Source organism: Alphaproteobacteria bacterium (assembly GCA_005883305.1).
GTDB lineage: Bacteria > Pseudomonadota > Alphaproteobacteria > Sphingomonadales > Sphingomonadaceae > Allosphingosinicella.
In genome coordinates this window covers 2,474,832-2,495,401 of the sequence record VBAC01000001.1, presented here as the reverse complement: position 1 = coordinate 2,495,401, position 20,570 = coordinate 2,474,832, and the positions used below count along the sequence as shown (strand labels likewise).

General features: G+C 68.6%; 18 protein-coding genes and 1 pseudogene. 10 read left to right on the top strand and 9 right to left on the bottom strand.

All coding sequences use genetic code 11. The features are described 5' to 3' along the window. Positions 1 to 223: 223 nt before the first annotated feature. From E6G92_12405 to E6G92_12395, 3 genes are read left to right on the top strand one after another with little or no spacing between them, the layout of a single operon-like run. Positions 224 to 808, top strand: coding sequence for an SRPBCC family protein (locus tag E6G92_12405; GenBank protein ID TMJ20499.1), 585 nt, complete (start codon positions 224 to 226; stop codon positions 806 to 808). 15 nt (positions 809 to 823) lie between these two features. After that, positions 824 to 2,020, top strand: a complete 1,197-nt coding sequence (locus E6G92_12400; protein ID TMJ20498.1) for a glutathione-dependent formaldehyde dehydrogenase — start codon at positions 824 to 826, stop codon at positions 2,018 to 2,020. Continuing rightward, positions 2,007 to 2,786, top strand: a complete 780-nt coding sequence (locus tag E6G92_12395; GenBank protein TMJ20497.1) for an SDR family NAD(P)-dependent oxidoreductase — start codon at positions 2,007 to 2,009, stop codon at positions 2,784 to 2,786. Before E6G92_12400 ends, E6G92_12395 begins: the two co-directional genes overlap by 14 nt. A gap of 30 nt (positions 2,787 to 2,816) precedes the next feature. Here E6G92_12395 and E6G92_12390 read toward each other — a convergent pair whose 3' ends face one another. Together E6G92_12390 and E6G92_12385 are read right to left on the bottom strand one after the other, a co-directional pair. Further along, a complete protein-coding gene (locus E6G92_12390; protein TMJ20496.1) occupies positions 2,817 to 3,947 on the bottom strand; it encodes an alpha-hydroxy-acid oxidizing protein in 1,131 nt (376 codons plus the stop codon). Positions 3,948 to 4,219: 272 nt separating this feature from the next. After that, positions 4,220 to 5,377, bottom strand: coding sequence for an NAD(P)/FAD-dependent oxidoreductase (locus E6G92_12385; GenBank protein TMJ20495.1), 1,158 nt, complete (start codon positions 5,375 to 5,377; stop codon positions 4,220 to 4,222). 41 nt (positions 5,378 to 5,418) lie between these two features. On the opposite strand from E6G92_12385, the gene E6G92_12380 reads away from it, so the two are divergent. Then, positions 5,419 to 6,567: a glycosyltransferase family 4 protein gene (locus E6G92_12380; protein TMJ20494.1), complete on the top strand. Its 1,149-nt coding sequence runs from the start codon at positions 5,419 to 5,421 to the stop codon at positions 6,565 to 6,567. 496 nt (positions 6,568 to 7,063) lie between these two features. Here the strand turns inward: E6G92_12380 and E6G92_12375 are convergent. Then, positions 7,064 to 7,933, bottom strand: a pseudogene (locus E6G92_12375) (CDP-alcohol phosphatidyltransferase family protein). Between E6G92_12375 and E6G92_12370 the strand changes: the two are divergent. The 3 genes from E6G92_12370 to E6G92_12360 all read left to right on the top strand — a co-directional run bounded on the left by E6G92_12370 (position 7,460) and on the right by E6G92_12360 (position 10,315). Then, on the top strand, positions 7,460 to 8,419 hold the full coding sequence (locus E6G92_12370) for a CDP-alcohol phosphatidyltransferase family protein (protein ID TMJ20493.1): 960 nt from the start codon (positions 7,460 to 7,462) through the stop codon (positions 8,417 to 8,419). The pseudogene E6G92_12375 and the gene E6G92_12370 sit on opposite strands and share 474 nt — an antisense overlap. Before the next feature lie 80 nt (positions 8,420 to 8,499). After that, positions 8,500 to 9,600: an inositol-3-phosphate synthase gene (locus tag E6G92_12365; protein TMJ20492.1), complete on the top strand. Its 1,101-nt coding sequence runs from the start codon at positions 8,500 to 8,502 to the stop codon at positions 9,598 to 9,600. Positions 9,601 to 9,610: 10 nt separating this feature from the next. Beyond that, the gene (locus E6G92_12360; protein ID TMJ20491.1) at positions 9,611 to 10,315 is read left to right on the top strand and encodes a nucleotidyl transferase; all 705 of its coding nucleotides are present in this window, start codon (positions 9,611 to 9,613) and stop codon (positions 10,313 to 10,315) included. Here E6G92_12360 and E6G92_12355 read toward each other — a convergent pair. From E6G92_12355 to dinB, 4 genes are all read right to left on the bottom strand, one after another. Continuing rightward, positions 10,312 to 10,797, bottom strand: a complete 486-nt coding sequence (locus E6G92_12355; GenBank protein ID TMJ20490.1) for a nuclear transport factor 2 family protein — start codon at positions 10,795 to 10,797, stop codon at positions 10,312 to 10,314. The two genes, E6G92_12360 and E6G92_12355, sit on opposite strands and share 4 nt — an antisense overlap. A gap of 56 nt (positions 10,798 to 10,853) precedes the next feature. After that, positions 10,854 to 11,405 carry a hypothetical protein gene (locus E6G92_12350; GenBank protein ID TMJ20489.1) on the bottom strand — a complete coding sequence of 184 codons (552 nt, stop codon included), beginning with the start codon at positions 11,403 to 11,405 and terminating at the stop codon, positions 10,854 to 10,856. Positions 11,406 to 11,523: 118 nt separating this feature from the next. Next, positions 11,524 to 11,847, bottom strand: a complete 324-nt coding sequence (locus tag E6G92_12345; protein TMJ20488.1) for a hypothetical protein — start codon at positions 11,845 to 11,847, stop codon at positions 11,524 to 11,526. Positions 11,848 to 12,015: 168 nt separating this feature from the next. Next, positions 12,016 to 13,236 carry a DNA polymerase IV gene (gene dinB, locus E6G92_12340; GenBank protein ID TMJ20487.1) on the bottom strand — a complete coding sequence of 407 codons (1,221 nt, stop codon included), beginning with the start codon at positions 13,234 to 13,236 and terminating at the stop codon, positions 12,016 to 12,018. Here dinB and crtY point away from each other — a divergent pair. From crtY to E6G92_12325, 3 genes are all read left to right on the top strand, one after another. Further along, positions 13,205 to 14,320: a lycopene beta-cyclase CrtY gene (crtY, locus tag E6G92_12335; GenBank protein ID TMJ20486.1), complete on the top strand. Its 1,116-nt coding sequence runs from the start codon at positions 13,205 to 13,207 to the stop codon at positions 14,318 to 14,320. The two genes, dinB and crtY, sit on opposite strands and share 32 nt — an antisense overlap. 466 nt (positions 14,321 to 14,786) lie before the next feature. Further along, positions 14,787 to 16,379, top strand: coding sequence for a VWA domain-containing protein (locus tag E6G92_12330; protein ID TMJ20824.1), 1,593 nt, complete (start codon positions 14,787 to 14,789; stop codon positions 16,377 to 16,379). Positions 16,380 to 16,438: 59 nt separating this feature from the next. Beyond that, complete coding sequence (locus tag E6G92_12325; protein ID TMJ20485.1) at positions 16,439 to 17,188, top strand: hypothetical protein; 750 nt, start codon at positions 16,439 to 16,441, stop codon at positions 17,186 to 17,188. Between the two features lie 43 nt (positions 17,189 to 17,231). On the opposite strand, the gene E6G92_12320 is transcribed toward E6G92_12325, so the two are convergent. Together E6G92_12320 and gyrB are read right to left on the bottom strand one after the other, a co-directional pair. Further along, positions 17,232 to 17,984, bottom strand: a complete 753-nt coding sequence (locus E6G92_12320; protein ID TMJ20484.1) for a hypothetical protein — start codon at positions 17,982 to 17,984, stop codon at positions 17,232 to 17,234. Then, positions 17,974 to 20,469, bottom strand: coding sequence for a DNA topoisomerase (ATP-hydrolyzing) subunit B (gene gyrB, locus E6G92_12315; GenBank protein ID TMJ20483.1), 2,496 nt, complete (start codon positions 20,467 to 20,469; stop codon positions 17,974 to 17,976). Before gyrB ends, E6G92_12320 begins: the two co-directional genes overlap by 11 nt. Between the last annotated feature and the right edge of the window lie 101 nt (positions 20,470 to 20,570).

Genomic DNA, 20,570 nt, shown 5'->3' with positions numbered 1-20,570 from the left:
CATGCGCCGCAAGGCGCCGCCGCTTACCCGTGTTTCGTCGCAAGCTGGATCTTGTTGGGTCTGCGCAGTGCGCCCGATATCGGATGTGACATCGTCAGTCCGGACATCTCCTACCAGTGCTTTACGCTCGTCGTAGAAACCAATCCAGATCAGTACGTTGAGCCTGGAACCCGTGCTGCCTCTGCGCCGTTTCGGAACGGTCATTTAAAGTCAGGAGATTAGGATGGCGTCCGAGCTTCGCGACGACGCGCCGGCCGCGACGGCGCGAGATCAGGAAGACAAGCCCCTTCCAGACCGGCGCGTCCGGGAGGAAGAGATCGTGAGCCGGTCGGTGACGATCGACCGGCCGCGCGAGGAGGTTTACGCCTTCTGGCGCGATTTCCCCAACCTCGCCACCGTGATGGAGAATGTCGAGCGGATCGACACGATGGATGCGCGGCGCTCGCACTGGGTGGTCAAGGGTCCCGCCGGCAAGACGGTCGAATGGGACAGCGTGGTCACCGACGACGAGCCTGGGCGGCTGATCGCCTGGCAGTCGGTCGAAGGCGCCGACGTCACCAATTCCGGCCGGGTCGAGTTCAGCGACGCGGCGCCTGGGCGCGGAACGATCGTCACCGCGACGATCGCCTACGATGCGCCCGGCGGAGTGATCGGGCAGTGGATCGCCAAGCTCTTCCAGCGCGAGCCCAACGTCCAGACCCGGCGCGATCTCAGGCGGCTCAAGCAGTTTCTGGAGACCGGCGAGATCACCAGCTCCGCCAGCCCCTCGGGCCGCAAATCCGAATCCCCGACCGAGCAAAGCCTCTAGACAAGGAACGCATAGATGCGCGCGATCACCTGGCAGGGCCGCCACAAGGTCCAGGTCGACACCGTCCCCGATCCCGAAATCGTCAACCCCCGCGACGCCATCATCCGCGTCACCTCAACCGCGATCTGCGGTTCCGACCTCCACCTCTACGACGGCTACATCCCGACGATGCGCCAGGGCGATATTCTCGGCCACGAATTCATGGGCGAGGTCGTCGAGGTTGGGCCCAGGAGCACGCTGCAGAAGGGGCAGCGGGTCGTGGTCCCCTTCACCGTCTCGTGCGGCAACTGCTTCTTCTGCGGCAAGGAGCAATATTCGGCCTGCGACAACGCCAATCCGGCAACCACCGGCGATATGTCGGAGACGCTCTACGGCTACCCGATGGGCGGCGTCTTCGGCTACGCCCACCTGACCGGCGGCTATGCCGGCGGCCAGGCCGAATATGTCCGCGTTCCCTATTCCGACGTCGGTCCTATCGTCGTGCCCGAAGGGATGGAGGACGACAAGGTGCTGTTCCTCTCGGACATCCTGCCGACCGGCTGGATGGCCGCCGAGAATGCGATGATCGAGGAGGGCGACACGGTCGCCATCTGGGGCTGCGGGCCGGTCGGCCTGTTCGCGGTCCAGTCGGCGCTGATCCAGGGCGCTCACCGGGTGATCGCCATCGATCATTATCCACGCCGTCTCGAGCTGGCGAGGCAGATGGGCGCCGAGGTGCTCAACTATCGCGAGACCGACGTGCGCGACGCCTTGTTCGAAATGACCGGCGGGATCGGCCCGGACGCCTGCATCGATTGCGTCGGCATGGAGAGCCACGGGCTCGGAATCGACAATCTGGTGGACACGGCGAAGGCCCACACTTTCCTCGGCACCGACCGGCCGGCGGCGCTGCGCCAGGCGGTGCTCGCCTGCCGCAAGGGCGGGCGGCTCTCGATCCCCGGCGTCTATGGCGGCATGGCCGACAAATTCCCCATCGGTGCGCTGATGGAGAAGGGGCTGACGGTCAAATCCGGCCAGACCCACGTTCAGAAATACACCCAGCTCCTGCTCGACCTGATCGCCGAAAACGAGATCGACACCGAGTTCCTGATCTCGCACCGCGCCGGGCTGGAAGAAGGGCCTTCGCTCTACAAGCACTGGCACGACGACCAGAACGAATACACCAAGATCGTTCTGAAGCCCGGGATGGAGACCAGACATGAGCCAGCCTAAGCTCGCAATCGTCACCGGCGCGTCGAGCGGAATCGGCCTCGAGATCGCGAAGCTCGCCGCCAGCGACGGCTATGACCTGGTCGTCGCCGCCGACACCCCGCTCGTCGATGCTTCGGCCGCGCTCCAAGGCCTCGGAGTGGAGGTGCGCTCGATCGAGGCCGACCTCGCGACCGCGGCCGGGGTCGATCAGTTGCTCGACGCGACCGGCGGTCGGCCGATCGACGTGCTCGTCGCCAATGCCGGCCACGGCCTCGGCCGCGCCTTCCTGGAGCAGGAGCCGCGCGAATGGCGGCATGTGATCGAAACCAACATCACCGGCACCCTGTTGCTCGTCCAGCACGTGGCGCGGGACATGGTTGCGCGGGGCGAAGGGAAGATGTTGATCACCGGGTCGATCGCCGGGCATATCGCGGGCAGCTTCCAGGCGGTCTACAACGGCACCAAGGCGTTCATCGACAGCTTCGCCGACGCGCTCGGCAACGAGCTCAAGGACACCGACGTGACCGTCACCTGCCTCAAGCCGGGCGCGACCGACACCGAGTTCTTCGAGCGGGCCGACATGCTCGATACCAAGGTCGGCCAGGGGAAGAAGGACGATCCCGCCGACGTCGCCAGGACCGGCTGGGAGGCGATGAAGGCCGGCAAGCGCAGCGTGGTGCACGGGCTGATGAACAAGATGGAGGTCGCGGCGGCGAAGCTTTTGGGCGGCGGTGTCTCGGCCGAGATGCATCGCAAGGAGGCCGAGCCGGGGACTGCCGAAGCCTGAGCCATCCTATGAGCGGCGGGGCCCTGCCAGTCAGGCGAGAATGCCGCGATCCGCCTGCTCGACCTTCGTGATTCCGGTGAGCGCCATGGCGACGCGCATCTCGGCCTCGACGATGGCGAGCATCTTCGCCACCCCGGGCCCGCCTTGCGCGGCCAGCGCATAGGCCCAGGCCCGGCCGAGCAGCACGCCCTTGGCGCCCAATGCCAGCATCCGCAGCACGTCGAGGCCGGAGCGGATTCCGCCGTCGACGAGGACGGTCAGGTCATCGCCCGCCGCGTCGGCGATCGCCGGCAGCGCCCGGGCGGTGGAGAGCACGCCGTCGAGCTGGCGGCCGCCATGGTTGGAGACGACGAGCCCGTCGGCGCCGAGCTTGACCGCCTCGCGCGCATCCTCGGGGTCGAGCACGCCCTTGACGATCAGCGGCCCCTGCCAGTGCTGGCGGATCCACGCGATGTCCTTCCAGGCGATTCCGGCGTCGAAATTGCGGCCGATCCAGCCGATATAATCGTCGAGCCCGCTCGCCTTGCCCAGCACCGGCTCGAAATTGCCGAGGCTGTGCGGGCGGCCGCGAAGCACCACGTCCCACAGCCAGCGCGGATGGGTCAGCGCCTGGCCGAGGCGCTTGCGGCGCGCGTTGGGGCCGGCGAGGCCGGAATGGACGTCGCGGTAGCGCGCTCCGGGCACGGGCAGGTCGACGGTGAAGACCAGGGCCGAGCAGCCCGTCTCCTTCGCCACGCTCAGCAGCTCGCCCATATAGCCGCGGTCCTTGATCACGTAGAGCTGGAACCAGAGCGGATCGGCCCCCGCCGCGGCGACCTCGCGGAGCGAGCAGACCGAGAGGCTGGAAAGGCAGGCGGGGAGGCCCTTGCGCCCGGCCTCGCGCGCCGCCACCGCCTCGCCGCGCCGCGCGTACATGCCCGAAAGACCGACCGGGCCGAGCCCGACGGGCATCGCGATCTCGCGGCCGAACAAGGTCGTCTTGAGGTCGATCCGCGATACGTCGCGAAGCACGCGCTGGCGCAAGGCGATGTCGGCGAGGTCGTCGACGTTGCGGCGAAGCGTGACCTCGGCATAGGAGCCGCCGTCGATATAATCGAACAGGAAGCGCGGCAGGCGCTTCTTTGCGGCGGTGCGGAAATCGGCAACCGAGGCGACCGCCATCCTAGGGTTCGCCCTCGGGTCCGGAGGTGGCCGTGATCGGCCGGAGAAGTCGGCTGGGTAGGAGGTGGCTGAAGGCCGGGCCGGGCAGCCCGGACGAAGGCGCCGACGCACCCAGCCGGCTTCTCCGGCCGACCGCGAAGCGGCGGGCTGTCCTTTGCCGCCTGGCGGCGTCGCCGCGTCGGTCACGATGAATCTTCATCGCTCCCTCCTTACTCCTTGCCAGACAACAAATGCCAACCCGTCACGACCGCCTCCGGGCCCGAGGGCGGACCCTATAGCTCCTTGAGCGGCACGGCCGCATCGGAGAGCTTGGACCTGTCCGGGGCCGCGCCGTCAAGGATCAGCTTGCGCCCCTGGACATAATCCCTGACCGAATTGACGCAGTCGAGAGCGATCACCCGGCCCTCGCGAAGGTAGACGAGGCTGAAGCTGCGCGTCGCCGGATCGCCCCGGACGAGCAACTCGTCATGCCCGTGCATCAGGCCGACGGTCTGGAGCTTGAGGTCGTACTGGTTCGACCAGAACCAGGGGATCGCGTCGTAGGGCTCGGGCACGCCGACGATCGATTTGGCCGCGACATTCGCCTGGTCGTGGGCGTTCTGAACGGATTCAATCCGAACGCGCGCCCCCCCGGCGAAGCGGCTGACATGCGCGGCGCAGTCGCCGATCGCGTAGATGCCGGGCAGGCTGGTGCGGCAATATTCGTCGACGTCGACTCCGTCCGCGCCTTCGGCACCGGCTTCCCGCAGCGGTTCGACCGCCGGATCGATGCCGATGGCGACGATCGTGAGGTCGGCCGGGACGGTTTCGCCCCCGGCCTCCAGGCGGATGTCGACGCCATGACGCTGGTGCTCCGCCTCGTAGAAGCGCGACAGGGGCTCGCCGGCGACCCGGGCTAGGACCCGGTCCATCGCCTCGAGCAGGACGACGTGCTTGCAGCGCTTGCTCAGCACGGCCGCCGCCTCGAGGCCGATATAGCCGCCCCCGATCACCGCGATCCGCTCGGCGCCGGGAAGCGCGGCGAGCAGCGCATCGGCGTCGGCGCGGCTCCGGATGACGTGGCCGCCTTGGGGCAGCCGGCGCGGAGCCCCGCCCGCGGCCCAGATCAGCTTGCCATAGCCGATCGCGCTGCCGTCGGCGCAGCGCACCCGGCGCGCCTCCGGCTCGAGCTCGATCACCTCCCGCCCCGGCAGCAGGTCGATGCCGCGCTCGGCCCAGAAGGCGGGCGGACGGATCAGGATCCGCTCATAATCCTTCTCGCCGGCAAGATAGTCCTTGGAGAGCGGCGGCCGCTCGTAGGGCGGATCGGGCTCGGCCCCGGCGATGGCGATATTCCCCTCGAACCGAAGCTGGCGAAGGGCGACCGCCGCCTGAGCCCCGCCATGGCCGGCGCCGACGATCAGAACGTCATAGGATAAGGCCCTCGCCATGGGGCCTTGTATCCGGCGCGAAGTCGGTTGACCAAGGGGCGATGCGGCTCGTCTATCCCCTGATGTGGTCGCGGCCCGATCGCAAGGCCGACCGTCAGCAATCGATCGGCACCGCCGCCGCTTTGGCGCGGCTGGGAGTCGATGTGACTCTGCTCATTCCGCGCGGGCCGGACGATCCGATGCTGGCCCCCGCGGAGCTCCAGGATTATTTCGCGGTGACGGGCGCTTTCCGCCTCGTCCAGCGGCCGAGCCGCTGGGCGGGCGAGAGCCTCGCGCGGCAGCTGCTCTGGCTGCGGCAGGTCTTTCGCGATCCCGCGCTGGCCGAGGCGGACCTGCTCTATGCGCGAATCCCGGCCCTGCTCGGAGTCGGCGGCCGCTCGCCTTTGCCCCTCGCGCTCGACCTCTACCGCCCCTGGCCCGACGACTGGCCCGCGATCCGGCCGCTGGTCCGGCGCACCGTGCGCGGGAGGAACTGCCTCGGGCTGGTGCTCCATTCGCATCACGCCGCGGGCGCCTATCGCCGCGCTGGCGTGCCCGAGGCGAAGATGCTCGTCGCCCATAACGGCGCCGATCCTGTCGCCGCGGGGGGAAAGCCCGTCGATCTACCCACAGACCGCCCGATCGCCCTCTATGCCGGACGAATCAACGGCGAAAAGGGCCTGGATCAGATCCTGGCGATGGCCGCGCTTAGGCCCGGCGTGCTCTTCGTGCTCGTCGGCTCCGAGGGCGAAGGGCCGATCGAGGCCGCCGCCGCGCCCCTGGCCAACGTCCACGTCGTCCCGTGGCAGGCGCCCGCCGCGCTGCCCGCCTGGCTCGCCGCGGCCGACGTGCTGCTGATTCCGCCCTCCCGGGCGCCGCTGGAGACGTTCCGCAACTGCGTTCTGCCGCTGAAGCTGTTCGACTATTTGGCCGCTGGCAAGCCGGTCCTCGCCCCGCGCGCGCCCGACACGGCCGAGCTGCTGAAGGACGGCGAGAACGCCCTGCTCGTGCCGGCCGGGGATCCGGCGGCAGCGGCGGCGGCGCTCGACCGGCTGCTCGGCGACAAGGCGCTCGCCAGCCGCCTCGCCGGCGAGGCGCTGGCGCTCTCTCGCGCGCTTACCTGGGATTCGCGGGCGGAGCGGGTCGCGAACTTTCTAGAGCGGCGGCTAAATGCCGCGCGGCGGCGCGGTGCTGGACGATCGAGACGATGAGGATGAGGTTGAGCAGGACGAGGGTCGTCAGGAAATAATAGACCGGGCTGCCGAGCGCGATGGCAGCGGCGATGATCAGGGTCTTGGGATTTCCGGCGAGCGCCTTCTCGAGCAGGAGCGAAGGCCCCGAGGAGCGGCGCACGAGGGCGCGAATGCGCTCCGCCTCCGCCGGGTCCGCCGCCGCGAGCGCCTCGTCGATCGGGTTGGCCGCCGGGCTCATCCGCTCCGAAAGCCAGATATAGGCCTCGGCCCAGAAGCCGAACAGTCGGTTGAACCAGCCCTCTTTGCGGAACACGGCGTCGCCCTCGGCCGCCGCCGTCCGAAGCCACGGCACGCCGTAGGCGCGCCAGAGGTAGAGGCGCCGCTGGGTCTCGCTATGGTTGGTCTGGACGACGTGGCTCGCCCCCGCGCTCAACCCCAGGACCCAGGCCCAGCCGCCGAGCGTGTCGTCGGCCAGGAAACCGAAAGCGAAATACATGACGACGTTGCCGGCATAGTCGCACACGCCGTCGACCAGCTCGCCGGTCGCCGACGCACGGCCCGTCATCCGCGCGAGATCGCCGTCGGCCCCGTCGATGACGTGCCAGAGCATCATGAAGCCGAGGCCGGCCAGGGCGTTGTCCGGCCAGGGCAGCCGAACGAACGCCCAGGTCGCGAAGAGCAGCGCGACCAGGCTGCCGACGGAAACCAGATTGGGAGAGATTCCGGTCGGCACGAGAAGCCGGGCCAGCCGGGCTGCGAGCGGGTGATAGAGATAGTAATTGAGCGGGTCCTCCAGCTCGCGCGGACGCGTGCGAGGCCGAATGTCGCCGGCGCTTGCCGATGCCATGATGCGGCCTCCTTTCTGGTCGAGAACGGCTTCGGATCGTTCCTTGCGGTAAGGAGCCGCTCGATGGGAAGCGAAAAATCCGCGCGGGGGATCGCAGGATTCGCCTCTGCCACGGCTGCCGGCCGCCGGATCGCCGGCGTGAGCGCGATCGGCCGCACGGTCCACCGGCTCGCCTCGGACTCGGACGAGATCGAGATCAGGATCGGCGACGGATCGGCGCTCTCGACGGAGGCGCAGGCGGATGTCGAGCGGCTGCGTGGCGGCGTTCCCGTCTCGATCGTTCAGGGGGAAGCCGATCCGCTTCCCTTGCCGACGTCGTGGGAGATCGTTCGCAAGACCGGAAAGCCGAGCGACGGGCTCGTCTCGCGCTGGCTCAACCGCCCGATCTCGCAGAGGATCAGCTGGGTCATGCTCGCGCTGCCTGCCGCGAGGCCGGTTCACGTCACGATATTCAACGCGTTCCTCGCTCTGGTCATGTTCCCGATCGTGCTCGCGGGCGGCGAGGCCGGGCTCGTCGTCGGGGGAATCCTCTTCCATACCGCCTCGATCCTCGACGGAGTCGACGGGGAGATGGCGCGGGCGACCTATCGCACGTCCCCACAGGGGGCGACGCTCGACAGCGCGGTCGACATCGCCACGAACCTCCTGTTCGTCTCGGCGTTCAGCGTCCACCTGGCGCTTCGCGACCACGACTGGATCGGCTGGGTCGGCGCCTGGGCGGTCGCGGTGTCGCTGTTCGGCGGGTTGGTGATCGCATGGCGAAGCCGAGCCGAAGGCGGGCCGCTCGGCTTCGACCTGCTCAAAAGGTCCGCCCCGGTGCGAAGCGCCGCCGACCTCGCCTATTGGGCGGTGCAGACTCTGACCGGGCGCGACTGCTTCGCCTTCCTCTACATGGTCCTGATCGTCGCCGGCCTCGAGCGGACCGCCTTGTCCATCTACGCCGGAGTGGGCGCGATCTGGTTCCCCTACGTCCTTGTGACGCTCGTTCCCCGCGCGCGTGCCTCCTTTCGCGGCGCGGCATAGCTTCTTGACTTCCCCGGGCATTGTGACGAGCGTATGAAGCCTCGCGGGCGGCTGCAGCCCGCCAGATGAACCGGAGACATATGAACAAGATCAAGGTGGGGCTGGTCGGGGTCGGCAATTGCGCCAGTTCCCTGGTGCAAGGCCGCTATTTCTACGCCGGCAAGAGGGCCCCGGCGGGCCTCATGCACGAGCGGCTCGGCGGCTACGCCATCTCCGATATCGAGCTCGTCGCCGCGTTCGACACCGACGCGCGCAAGGTCGGCAAGGACCTCGGCGAGGCGATCTTCGCCATGCCGAACTGCACGACCGTTTTCCAGGGCGAGATTCCCCACACCGGCGTAACCGTGCGCATGGGCCGGGTGCTCGACGGCATGGCGCAGCACATGCTGGACGCCGGCGAGCGCGGCTTCGTCCGGGCCGACGAGCCCGAGGCGAGCGAGGAGGAGGTGGTCGCTCACCTCCGCGAGACCGGCGTCGAGGTGCTGGTCAACTATCTCCCCGTCGGCTCCGAGGAGGCGACCCGCTTCTACATGGAGTGCGCGCTGAAGGCCGGAGTCGCGGTGGTCAATTGCATGCCGGTATTCATCGCGAGCGATCCCCAGTGGGAGAAGCGCTTCCGCGACAAGGGCCTGCCGATCGTCGGCGACGACATCAAGGCGCAGCTTGGCGCGACCATCGTCCACCGGGTGCTTTCGAGCCTGTTCCGGGCCCGCGGAGTCCAGATGACCCGGACCTATCAGCTCAACACCGGCGGCAATACCGACTTCATGAACATGCTCGACCGGGGCCGGCTCGCGTCGAAGAAGGAGTCCAAGACCGAGGCGGTGCAGTCGGCGCTGGTCGAGCGGCTCGAGGCCGAGGACATCCATATCGGCCCATCCGACTACATCCCGTTCCTCAACGACAACAAGCTGTGCTTCCTGCGCGCCGAGGGCAATTTGTTCGGCGACGTGCCGATGAACCTCGAGCTCCGCCTGTCGGTCGAGGACAGCCCCAATTCGGCCGCCGTGGTGGTCGACGCGATCCGCTGCTGCAAGGTCGCGCTCGACCGCGGGATCGGCGGGGTCCTGACCGGCCCGAGCGCCTTCTTCTGCAAGCATCCGCCGCAGCAGTTCAGCGACGACGTCGCGGCTCAGCTCACGGAGGAGTTCATCGCCGGCGAGGCGCTGGCCGCCGAGTGACCCGGGCGGAATGAACTGCCTGATCATCGCCGCCGGCCATGGCAGCCGGCTGCGCGAGGTCTCGCCTTCCAAGCCGCTGACGATGGTCGCCGGGCGGCCGCTGATCGAGCATGTCGTGCGCGCGGCGCTCGCCGGCGGCGCCACCGCCTTCACCGTGGTCACCGGGCACGAAGCCGAGCGCGTCGAAGCCTTTCTCGCCGGGCTCGCCGAGACGCTCGCGGTGCCGATCGCGCCGGTGCGAACGAAGGATTGGGACCGGCCCAACGGCCATTCGGTCCTCGCGGGCGCCGAGGCGATCGATGGCGATTATCTGCTGACGATGTCCGACCATCTGTTCGATCCGTCGATCGTTCGGCGGCTGATCGCCGCCCCGGCGGCGGCGCTGATTCTGGCGGTCGATCGCGACCTCGCCAACCCGCTGACCGACATGGACGACGCAACCAAGGTCGCACTCGGCGAAGGGGGCGCGATCAGGGCCATCGGCAAGACGCTGGAGCGGTTCGACGCGGTCGATACGGGCCTCTTCCGGGCAACGCCGGCGCTGGCCGCGGCGATCGGGGAGGCGATTTCGGCGGGGGGCGGCGGCAGCCTGTCGGAAGGCGTGCAGCGGCTGGCCGACCAGGGGAAGGCCGCGACCGTCGAGATTGAAGGCGCGCGCTGGCTCGACGTCGACGATCCGGCGGCGCTCGCCAAGGCCGAGGCGCTGTTCGGCTAGGGCCCGGCCGCGCGATGGCCGTAGCTGAACACGCGCGCCAGCCGCCAGCCGTCCGGAGTCAGCGCCCATAATTGGGTGAAGCGGGCGCGGCCGACGAGCCGCTCCGGGCCGTCGCCCTGGCGCTCGTAGAAGACGTGCTCGCCGTCCTCGATCGCGCCGTATCCGGGCACCGGGTGGACGTTCAGCGTCGAAGCGACGAGCGCGCGCCGCGAGCGCCAGGCATTGGGCTCCCGCCTTTGCGTGCACCAGCGCCGATAGTCCGCAACGAAGGCTTCGGCCGATCGCGCGACGACGCCGTCGCGGTCGTGGTACATCTCGACATCGGGGGTGATCATCGTCGCGAGCCGCGCCGGATCGCAGCCCTCGAACATCAGCGCGAACAGTTCGGAGTCGCGGGCGCGGATGGCCTCGGTCAGGGCCGGTCCTTCGGGCAAAGCGGGCGGATCCGCCGCAGCGAGCGATAGCGCGACCAGCAAGAGCATGACGGCCTCCTGTGTATTATGCAACTAATACACGCGAGGCCCTCCAGGTCAAGCCGTCAGGCGGGCGGGGGCGGCGCGCCGGCGGGCCGCAAGGCGAGGACGTCGAGCAGCATCGCGGCGACGAGGGCGAGGATCGTCAGCCAGAAGCCGATTTGGGTCTCGACCCTGATCATCTGCGCCATCTCGGCGGGCGTCGGGCCCATCGACCCCGGACCTCCGCCCGGGATGGAGGCGCCGCTGTGCGCGGCGCCCGGGATCCGCACCAGCACCGTGTAGCAGAGCGCGGCGGCGGCCAGCGCCGAGCCGGCGATTGCGGCGACGAGGCCGTGGCGGCCCTTGAGGACGAAGGTCGCGGCGAGCGCAGCGAGGATCAGCACCGCGCCGAGGACGACGAGCAGGTCGCCGCTTTGGGCGCCGGGCGGGCTCTCCATCTGGTTGGTCATCGGGTTGTGCAGCGTCACATGGCCGGTCGCCAGGTCCACGCCGGTCATCGAAACCAGAGTCTGATCCGCGCAGGAAATTGTCACCCAGGGAAGAAAAAAGAAAAGAAGCGCCAAAACCTTGGCGATCCGCGCAAGATTGGCCTTGGAAAGCAGAGTCTCGGGCATCGGTTCACCCCTTGCCGTCACGGCCTCGGAGTTCCGCACCGATGGCGCGGCAAGTCAAGTTGAAACGCGGGCGAAACATGCGCTCGGGAGCGGCGCCAGGCCGCCCCCGAGCGACACGTCAGTAGCCGTAGCGCCAGCGATAGCCGTCCCAATAGCGGTTGGGCTGGGCGTAGCGGTAGGCGTTGCCGTAGGCGTTTCCGTAATTGTAGCCATAGGCCTGCGCCTGGGCGCGGGCGATCTCCCGCCGGCATTCGCGAAGCTCGCGATTATATTCGCGCCGGCTGTCGGCGCGACGCAGCTCGCGCTGGCATTCGCGCTGCTCGGCGCGGACGCGGTTCTGGCCGCCATAATAGCCGTAGCTGCCGCCGAAATATTGAGCGCTGGCGGCCCCTGCCGGCAGCGCCGTCGCTGCGGCCACAGCCGCAAGGATCAGTTTGCGCATGAGTTTCACTCCTTGTCGTCCGAACCGGGACTCCGGAAATCAGAACGAACGTCATTATGGCGGTGTTGCATGAACCCAGAACTACGTCGGGTTCAGCCGAGGTTTAGGAAGGTTGCGCCCGGAGAACGAAGCTGGGGTAGAAGGTTGCGAACCTCAGCCGATGCCGATCTAGAGCGGCAGCTCCAACTCAACGCCAAGCGGCCAGGCTTTGCGATCGGAAAGGCCCGACAGGGTCAGGCCGAGCAGGCGGATGCTCTTCGGCGGCGGCATCAGGCCGTGGAGGAGGGCGCAACCGATTTCGAGGAACTCCTCACGGCCCGCCACGGCGCGGCCGAGACTGCGCGCGCGGGTGACGATCTGGAAGTCCCGATACTTGACCTTGAGCGTCACCGTCCGTCCCACGATCCCCTTGTCCTCGATCCGCCGCCACACGGTCTGGCTGATGCGGTCGAGCTCGCCGCGGAGCGCGGCCTCGTCGGACAGATCCTCGAGGAAGGTGTCCTCGGCGCCGATCGACTTGTAGGGCCGATCGGGCTTCACCTGGCGGTGGCAGATTCCGCGGGCGAGGTTGTAATAATAGTCGCCCGAGCTACCGAAATTGTGGGTCAGGAAAGCAAGGCTTTGGGCCCGCAGATCGGCGCCGGTGAGAATGCCGAGCGCCGCCATTTTCTCCGCCGTCTTCGGCCCGACCCCGTGGAAGCGCTTGACCGGCAGCGGGCCGACGAACGCCTCGCCCTTGCCCGGGGGGACGACGCACAGGCCGTCCGGCTTGTTCTGGTCGCTGGCGAGCTTGGCGAGGAACTTGTTGTACGAGACCCCCGCGCTCGCGGTGAGCTGCGTCTCGGCGCGGATGCGCGCGCGAATTTCCCCGGCGATCCTTGTGGCGACTCCGATGCCCTTGAGGTCCTCGGTGACGTCGAGATAGGCCTCGTCGAGGCTGAGCGGCTCGACCAGCGGCGTGTAATCGAGGAAGATCGCCCGGATCGTCTGCGAGACGGCGCGGTAGACGTCGAAGCGCGGCTTGACGAAGACCAGCTCCGGGCAGCGGCGCTGGGCGGTGACCGCGGGCATGGCCGAGCGCACCCCGAAGCGCCGCGCCTCGTAGCTCGCCGCCGCGACGACGCCGCGCACCCCGCCGCCGACCGCGAGCGGCCGTCCCCTGAGCGCCGGATCGTCGCGCTGCTCGACCGAGGCGTAGAAGGCATCCATGTCGACATGGATGATCTTGCGCTGGGGCGGGGAGGGCGCGTCGTTCACGCTTTGTCTATAGCGCCTCCAGCGCGCCGCGCAGTCCCAAAATGGGGCTCGTGCGGCGAAAGCGTGGCGCGGCGCCGCAGGATTGCGGTAGGAGCGCCGGATGGCGCGAGGCAGGCGAGACGGAATCCTCATCGCGGGGGGCGGGATGGCGGGCTGCCTCGCGGCGCTGGCCATGGCGCGGACCCGGCCCGAAGTCCCGCTGCTGATCGTCGAGGAACGCGAGACGTTCGGCGGGGAGGGCCATCGCCTGTTCGCACAGGACGAGCTGGGACCGGAAGGGACGGCGCTGATCGACCCGATCGCGCCCGCGCTCTGGCCGGGCTTCTACCTCGCCTTTCCGGACCTCGCGCGCAAGATGAAGGGCGCGTGGGGCGACCTTGACGCGCAGAGCCTTCACCGGGCGATGGTCGCGACCCTCGCTCACGGCCAATACCGGCTGGGCACCAAGGTAGTGGCGGTGCGCGACGACGCTTTGGTCCTCGACGGCGGCGAGACGGTGAAGGCAGAAGGGGCGATCGACGCGCGGGGCGCGGCCAATTTGTCGGCGCTGGAATTGCTCTACGAAGCGCGGCTGGAGCGCGACTATCGCTTCGGAGCGCCGCACGGCGTCGACCGGCCGGTGCTGATCGACGCCACCGTCGATCAGGGCGCGGGCCTCAGATATTTCGAGTGCGTGCCGCTGTCGGAGGACCGGATGGCGATCGCGGACATCTGCATCTCGGAGCGTTCCCAGGGCGACGAGCAAGCCGGCGCTCGGATCGACGCCTATGTGAAGGCGCGCCCCTGGAGCAGGCCGGAGACGCTCGCCGAGCGGGCCGCGGCGAGGCCGCTGCCGTTCGGCGGCGATTTCTCCGCCTTCTGGCGGCTCGGCGGGGCGCGCGTCGCGAAGATCGGCCTTCGCGGCGGCTTCATTCATCCGGTCACGGGCCGCGCCGTCGGCGATGCCGCGCGCACCGCCTTGCTCCTCGCCCGCCACCAGAGCTTCGCCGGCCCCGCGCTCCAAGACGCGTTCGAGGTGGAGGCGAAGCAGCTTTGGAAAAAGCGCGAGCCGGCGCGCTCGATCGTCAGGGCGATCGGCGATGCACCGGCCGAGGCGCGGCCTGCCCTCGCGAAACGGCTCTACGGCCTCGACGGCGCGCTGCTCGACCGGCTGTTCGCCGACCGGCCGGGCCTGCTCGACCGAGGACGTTTGCAGCGGGCGCTGCGCGGGACCTAGGACGGGTCGACGTTCGTTTTCATCGTCATTCCCGCGAAAGCGGGAATCCAGCTTCTTCAATCTCCTAGACAAGAAAACAAGCTGGACCCCCGCTTTCGCGGGGGTGACGGGCAACGGAATATCCGAAGCGAAACAAGCGAATTACGCCGATGTCGATCCGTCCTAGCGAGGTTCATCATCCATTCAGCCGCGCCGATGTGATATTGTCACATCTCTCTTGCGGAGGAGGATGAACATGCGCACGCTCGGCACGATTTCATTGGCCGCCCTCATACTCACCGGTCTTCCCCCTGCCCCGATCTCCCCCGCACCCGCGGCGTTCCAGCGCGGCGAGCGAACCGTGCGCGGCGAAGATCCCGACGCCCGTTGCGCGCCCTTCCTTCGAGCATTCAACGAAGACCGCGACGGCTATTCCTATGGCCGCGGGCGGGGCCGAGCGCAGGGCGTCGCCGGCGCCCCGGTCCCGATGCCCAGCTATGCCCCTCCGCCTCCCCCGCCGCCGCCGCCACCTCCCCCAATGGCTCCGCCGCCCCCCTCGGTCTCGGCCCAAGACCAGATCGCGGTGACCGGATCGCGCGTCCGCCAGCCGAATTTGGGGGGCAATGCGCCGACCGGCTTCGTCGGCGGCGCCGAAAATCGTGAACGCTATGCGGGGCGCGAGGTCGCCGCCGTCCAGTCGGTTGCCGAGACTCCGGTTTCCACCTTCTCGATCGACGTCGATACCGGTTCCTACGCCAATGTCCGGCGCATGCTGACCGCCGGCGAGACGCCGCCCGAAGGCGCGGTGCGGACCGAGGAGATGCTCAACTATTTCCGCTACGATTATCCGCCGCCGACCGACCGTTCGCGGCCGTTCAGCGTCAACGCCGACATGACGACGACTCCGTGGAACGCGGAGACGCGGCTGCTTCGCGTCGGGCTGCGCGGCTACGACCTTCAGCGGCGCGAGCGGCCGGCGGCCAACCTCGTCTTCCTGGTCGACGTCTCAGGCTCGATGAACAGCGCCGACAAGCTGCCGCTGGTGCAATGCTCTTTGGCCTTGCTCGCCGACCGGCTCTCCCCGCGCGACCGGGTGGCGATCGTCGTCTATGCCGGCGCCGCGGGGGTCGTGCTTCAGCCGACGTCGAGCCGCGACGCCGTCGTGGAGGCGCTGAAGAACCTTCAGGCCGGCGGATCGACCGCGGGCGCTCAGGGCATCCAACTCGCCTATGACGTGGCGCGGCGCAACTTCGCCGAGAACGGGATCAACCGGGTGATCCTCGCCACCGACGGCGACTTCAACGTCGGCGTCACCGACAACCAGGCGCTGATCAACCTCGTCGAGCGGCAGCGCGCGGACGGGATCACGCTGACCACGCTCGGCTTCGGCACAGGCAATTACAACGAGGCGATGATGGAGCAGATCGCCGACCACGGGAACGGCAATTACGCCTATATCGATTCCCCGCGCGAGGCCTCGAAGGTGCTCGAGGACGAGCTCGCTTCGACGCTCTTCACCATCGCCCATGACGTGAAAATCCAGGTCGAGTTCAACCCGGCCTATGTCAGCGAGTACCGGCTGATCGGCTACGAGAACCGGGCGCTGCGCGAGGAAGATTTCGACAATGACGCGATCGACGCGGGCGAGATCGGCGCCGGCCACCAGGTGACCGCGCTCTATGAGATCGTCCCCGCCGGAAGGCGCGGCTGGCTGCCTGGACGCCGCTACGAGACCAACCAGCGCCCGGCCGGCGCAGGGCCGGACAATGGGGAGCTCGCCTTCCTTCGCCTTCGCTACAAGCTGCCCGGCGAACAGCAATCGCGGCTGATCGAGCAGCCGGTGAGCGCCGCGCTGGTCGCCTCGGCGCGCGCGCCGCGCGGCGACAGCGCCTTCGCAGCAGCGGTGGCCGGCTACGGCCAGTTGCTGAGGGGCGACGCCAATCTTGGGCGTTTCACCTTCGCCGACGCGCGGCGACTCGCCGAGGCGGGCGCCGGCGACAATTACTGGCGGCGCGAGTTCCTGCGCCTGACCGAGCTTGCCGAGCGGCAGCGCTTCGCCGCCGCCGACGGCGGCAAGTAGCCCCTCGCCTCTCCCGTCCCGGCATGGCAGAACGATCATGCCGGGAAAGGGGCAGGCGAATGGCATTGACGCGTTTCAGGATGGCCGCGGCGGGAATCTGGTCGCGCACCGCGGCCCGCGCCCGCAAGACGGACTGGGCCGCGGTTGCCGGCGAACTTCTGATCGTCGTCCTCGGCATCCTGATCGCCTTCCAGCTCGACCGCTGGGCCGAGCATTGGCGGCGGAATCAGGAGCGGCAGCTCTATTTCGAGCGGCTGGCCGAGGAATCGCGCGGCAACGCCACGGCGCTGGAGGAGCGGCAGGGGGAGTTCATCGAGGACACGGCGCAGGTTCTGGGACTGGCGCGCGCGATCGCCGATCCGGCGCAGCGGACCCGGATCGCGGCACGACCCAATTACGCCTGCGGCGCGCTTCGTCTTCCGGGCGCGCGGCTGCAGACCGCGGCGCTCGAGGAGGCGGGCGATGCCGGCGCGCTCGAACTCTTGCCCGACGCGCAGCTCCGGCAGCTCCTCCATGCCGCGGCGGCCACCGACCGGTTCGCGAACCTTCAGCTCGACTATTTCCGCGACACGTTCCAGCGATTCGGCGAGCATATCGATCCGCACACCATCTGGCGGGTCGATACGGTGAGCGGCAACTTCTCGTGCCACATAGCTCTCGACGCCCTGGCGGCGGACCGGGAGGCGGTTTCGCTGCTCGGCCGTATCTATCGCGACCGCGTCCGCTACGCCGAAATCCGCGCCGAGCAGATCGCCGCCCACCGCGCACTCGCCGCACGGGCGCAGTGCCTGTTCGACGGAAGCTGCTGAATCGCGGCGTCACGATTAAGGGCGGCGCCAGCCCTACGCCCGCCTAGGCGTGTCGGACCGGCAGCCAGCGGTTCGCCATCCACCTGTCGGCGGCCGCAGCCGCCTTTTCGGCGTATCCGGGATAGGTTGGGCCGACGAGGGGAAGGCCGAAGTCGGCGACGGTGGCGGCGATGCCTCGATCGTCAAGCGCGCGACCGGCGGCGCGGGCGTGGCGCGCGATCTCCAGCTCCTGGCCCCAGAAGTGGATCGAGGATGCGCGCACATTGGCCTGCATTGCGCGCACCTGCTCGACGCGATCGTCGCCGACAAGCGTCTGCCAGATGTCAGGGAGGAGCAGATCGACCGGCCTGTCGGCCGTATAGGCCAGCGCATCGCCGGCGACGATACGAAGCTTGGCGCGGGCCTCCGCCGGAAGTTGGGCGAGGATGTCGAGCGCCTCGTGCAGCGCAAGCACGTCCGCATCGCGTTCGACCACGGTGACGGCCGACACCGTCGGCAGCGCCGCGCAGGCCGCGGCGGCCCAGCCAAGGCCGAGGCCCATGAGCAGGACATGGCCGCGCGCGAAGCTGATGCCGACGCCCTGGCTTTCGATCTCGTTCGGCGTGAGCGACATCCAACTGACGCGATCGCGCAGCAGGATCGGCACGTCCCGGACCGGGGCGGGCGGGCTCCAATAGCCCGGCATGATGCCGAGCGGGAGCATCCGGATCTCCCAGGCGCCGCTGACGAGCGGGCGGTAGCGCGGCATGAAGAAGCCGCCCGGCCAGGGCGGCGGCGCGTTGCCGTCAGACGTCAAGATTGGCGACGTTCAGCGCGTTCTCCTGGATGAAGTCGCGGCGCGGCTCGACCACGTCGCCCATCAGGCGGGTGAAGATCTCGTCGGCCACGTCGGCCTGGGCGACCTCGACCCTGAGCAAGGCGCGGTTGGTCGGGTCCAGCGTCGTTTCCCAGAGCTGATCTGCGTTCATCTCGCCGAGGCCCTTGTAGCGCTGCACCGAAAGGCCCTTGCGGCCGGCGGCGAGGATCGCCTCCAGAAGCTCGGTCGGACGGGTGACGATCGCGCCGCGCGGATCGGGGGCCGGGGCTTTGGGCGCGTCGCCCTCATTCTCCCCCGTCTCCTCGGCCGCCTCGGCCTGGACCGGCGAGCCGCGCAGCGAGACGAGGCGCGAGGCGCCGGCATAGGTCGCCGCCTCCGGCACGGCGAGGCCGTGAAGCTTGCGCGCCTCGGCCGAGACGAGGAACTTGTGGTCGATCACGTGGTGATCGGTGACCCCGCGCCAGGCGCGGCGCAGGACATAGTCGCCGTCGGCGCCGATCTCGGCCGACCATTGGCCCTCCTCGTCGACCGCGTTCAGCCACTCCTGGGTGAGCGACAGCGCTCCGGCGCGCTGGGCGGGAGCGAGCTTCGGATCGAGCGCGCCGGTCAGCGCCAGCCCCTCGATGATCGCCGGATCGTAGCGGCGCGGCACATAGGCCATCAACATGCGGACACGGCGGCCGTGCTCGGCCAGCGCGCGCAGGTCGTCGCCCGAGCGCGGGCCCGCGGGAGTCTCCAGTGCGGTGAGGTTGACCCCCGCGTCGATCAGGTAATCGTCGAGCGCGGCATTGTCCTTGAGGTAGACCTCCGAGCGGCCCTTGGCGACCTTGTAGAGCGGCGGCTGGGCGATGAAGAGGTGCCCGCGCTCGATGATCTCCGGCATCTGCCGGTAGAAGAAGGTCAACAGGAGGGTGCGGATGTGGGCGCCGTCGACGTCGGCGTCGGTCATGATGATGATCTTGTGGTAGCGCAATTTCTCGATGTTGAAATCGTCGCGGCCGATTCCGGTGCCCATCGCCTGGATGAGGGTGCCGACCTCTTTCGACGACAGCATGCGGTCGAAGCGGGCGCGCTCGACGTTGAGGATCTTGCCCTTGAGCGGGAGGATCGCCTGGACCTCGCGGTTGCGGCCCTGCTTGGCCGAGCCGCCGGCGCTGTCGCCCTCGACCAGGAACAATTCGGACTTGGCCGGATCGCGCTCCTGGCAATCGGCCAGCTTGCCGGGCAGCGAGGCGATTCCGAGCACCGACTTGCGGCTGGCTTCGCGCGCCTTGCGCGCTGCCTCGCGCGCCGCCGCGGCGTCGATGATCTTCTGGATGATGGTCCGCGCGTGGCCCGGATTCTCCTCGAGCCATTCGGCCATCTTGTCGGCCATCAGGCTCTCGAGCGGCTGGCGCACCTCGGAGGAGACCAATTTGTCCTTGGTCTGCGAGCCGAACTTGGGATCGGGCAGCTTGACCGAGACGATCGCGGTCAGCCCCTCGCGCATGTCCTCGCCGGTGAGGCTGACCTTCTCGCGCTTCATGATGCCCGATTTTTCGGCATAATTGTTGAGCGTTCGGGTCAGCGCCGCACGGAACGCCGCGAGGTGGGTGCCGCCGTCGCGCTGCGGGATGTTGTTGGTGAAGCAGAGGACCTGCTCGTAATAGCTGTCGTTCCATTCGAGCGCGACCTCGATGCCGATATCGTCGCGCTGCCCGGAGACTGAAATGGGCTCCGGAATGAGCGCGGTCTTGGCGCGATCGAGATATTTGACGAAGGCGGCGATTCCGCCCTCGTAATAGAGCTCGTGCTCCACCCTCTCCTCGTGCCGGGCGTCGGCGAGGACCAGGCGCACGCCCGAGTTGAGGAAGGCGAGCTCGCGGAAGCGGTGCTCGAGCCGCTCGAAATCGAACTCGATGATCTTGAACGTCGCCGGCGAGGGCAGGAAGGTGACTCGCGTGCCCTTCTTGCCGCCGGCCGGGCCGACCACCTTGAGCGGGGCGACGGCATCGCCATAAGCGAAGCGCATGTAATGCTCTTCGCCGTCGCGCCAGATGGTGAGATCGAGCCATTCGGAAAGCGCGTTGACCACCGAGACGCCCACGCCGTGAAGCCCGCCCGACACCTTGTAGGCATTGTCGTCCGACGTGTTCTCGAACTTGCCCCCGGCATGGAGCTGGGTCATGATCACTTCGGCCGCCGAGACGCCCTCCTCGGCGTGGATCCCGGTCGGGATTCCGCGGCCATTGTCCTCGACGCTGACCGACCCGTCGGGGTTGAGGGTGATCAGAATACGGTCGCAGTGGCCGGCGAGAGCCTCGTCGATCGCGTTGTCGGAAACCTCGAACACCATGTGGTGGAGGCCCGATCCGTCGTCGGTGTCGCCGATATACATGCCGGGCCGTTTGCGGACCGCATCGAGGCCTTTCAGCACCTTGATGGAATCGGCGCCGTAGCTGTTTTCATTGGGGGTGTCTGTCATGGACAGGATATAGGGAATCGGGCCCCGAAACCCAAGGAAAAAGGGCGGAAATCCGGCACCGCCGAACGCCCGCATTCACCCGGCGTTCAGCGCCCTCCGGC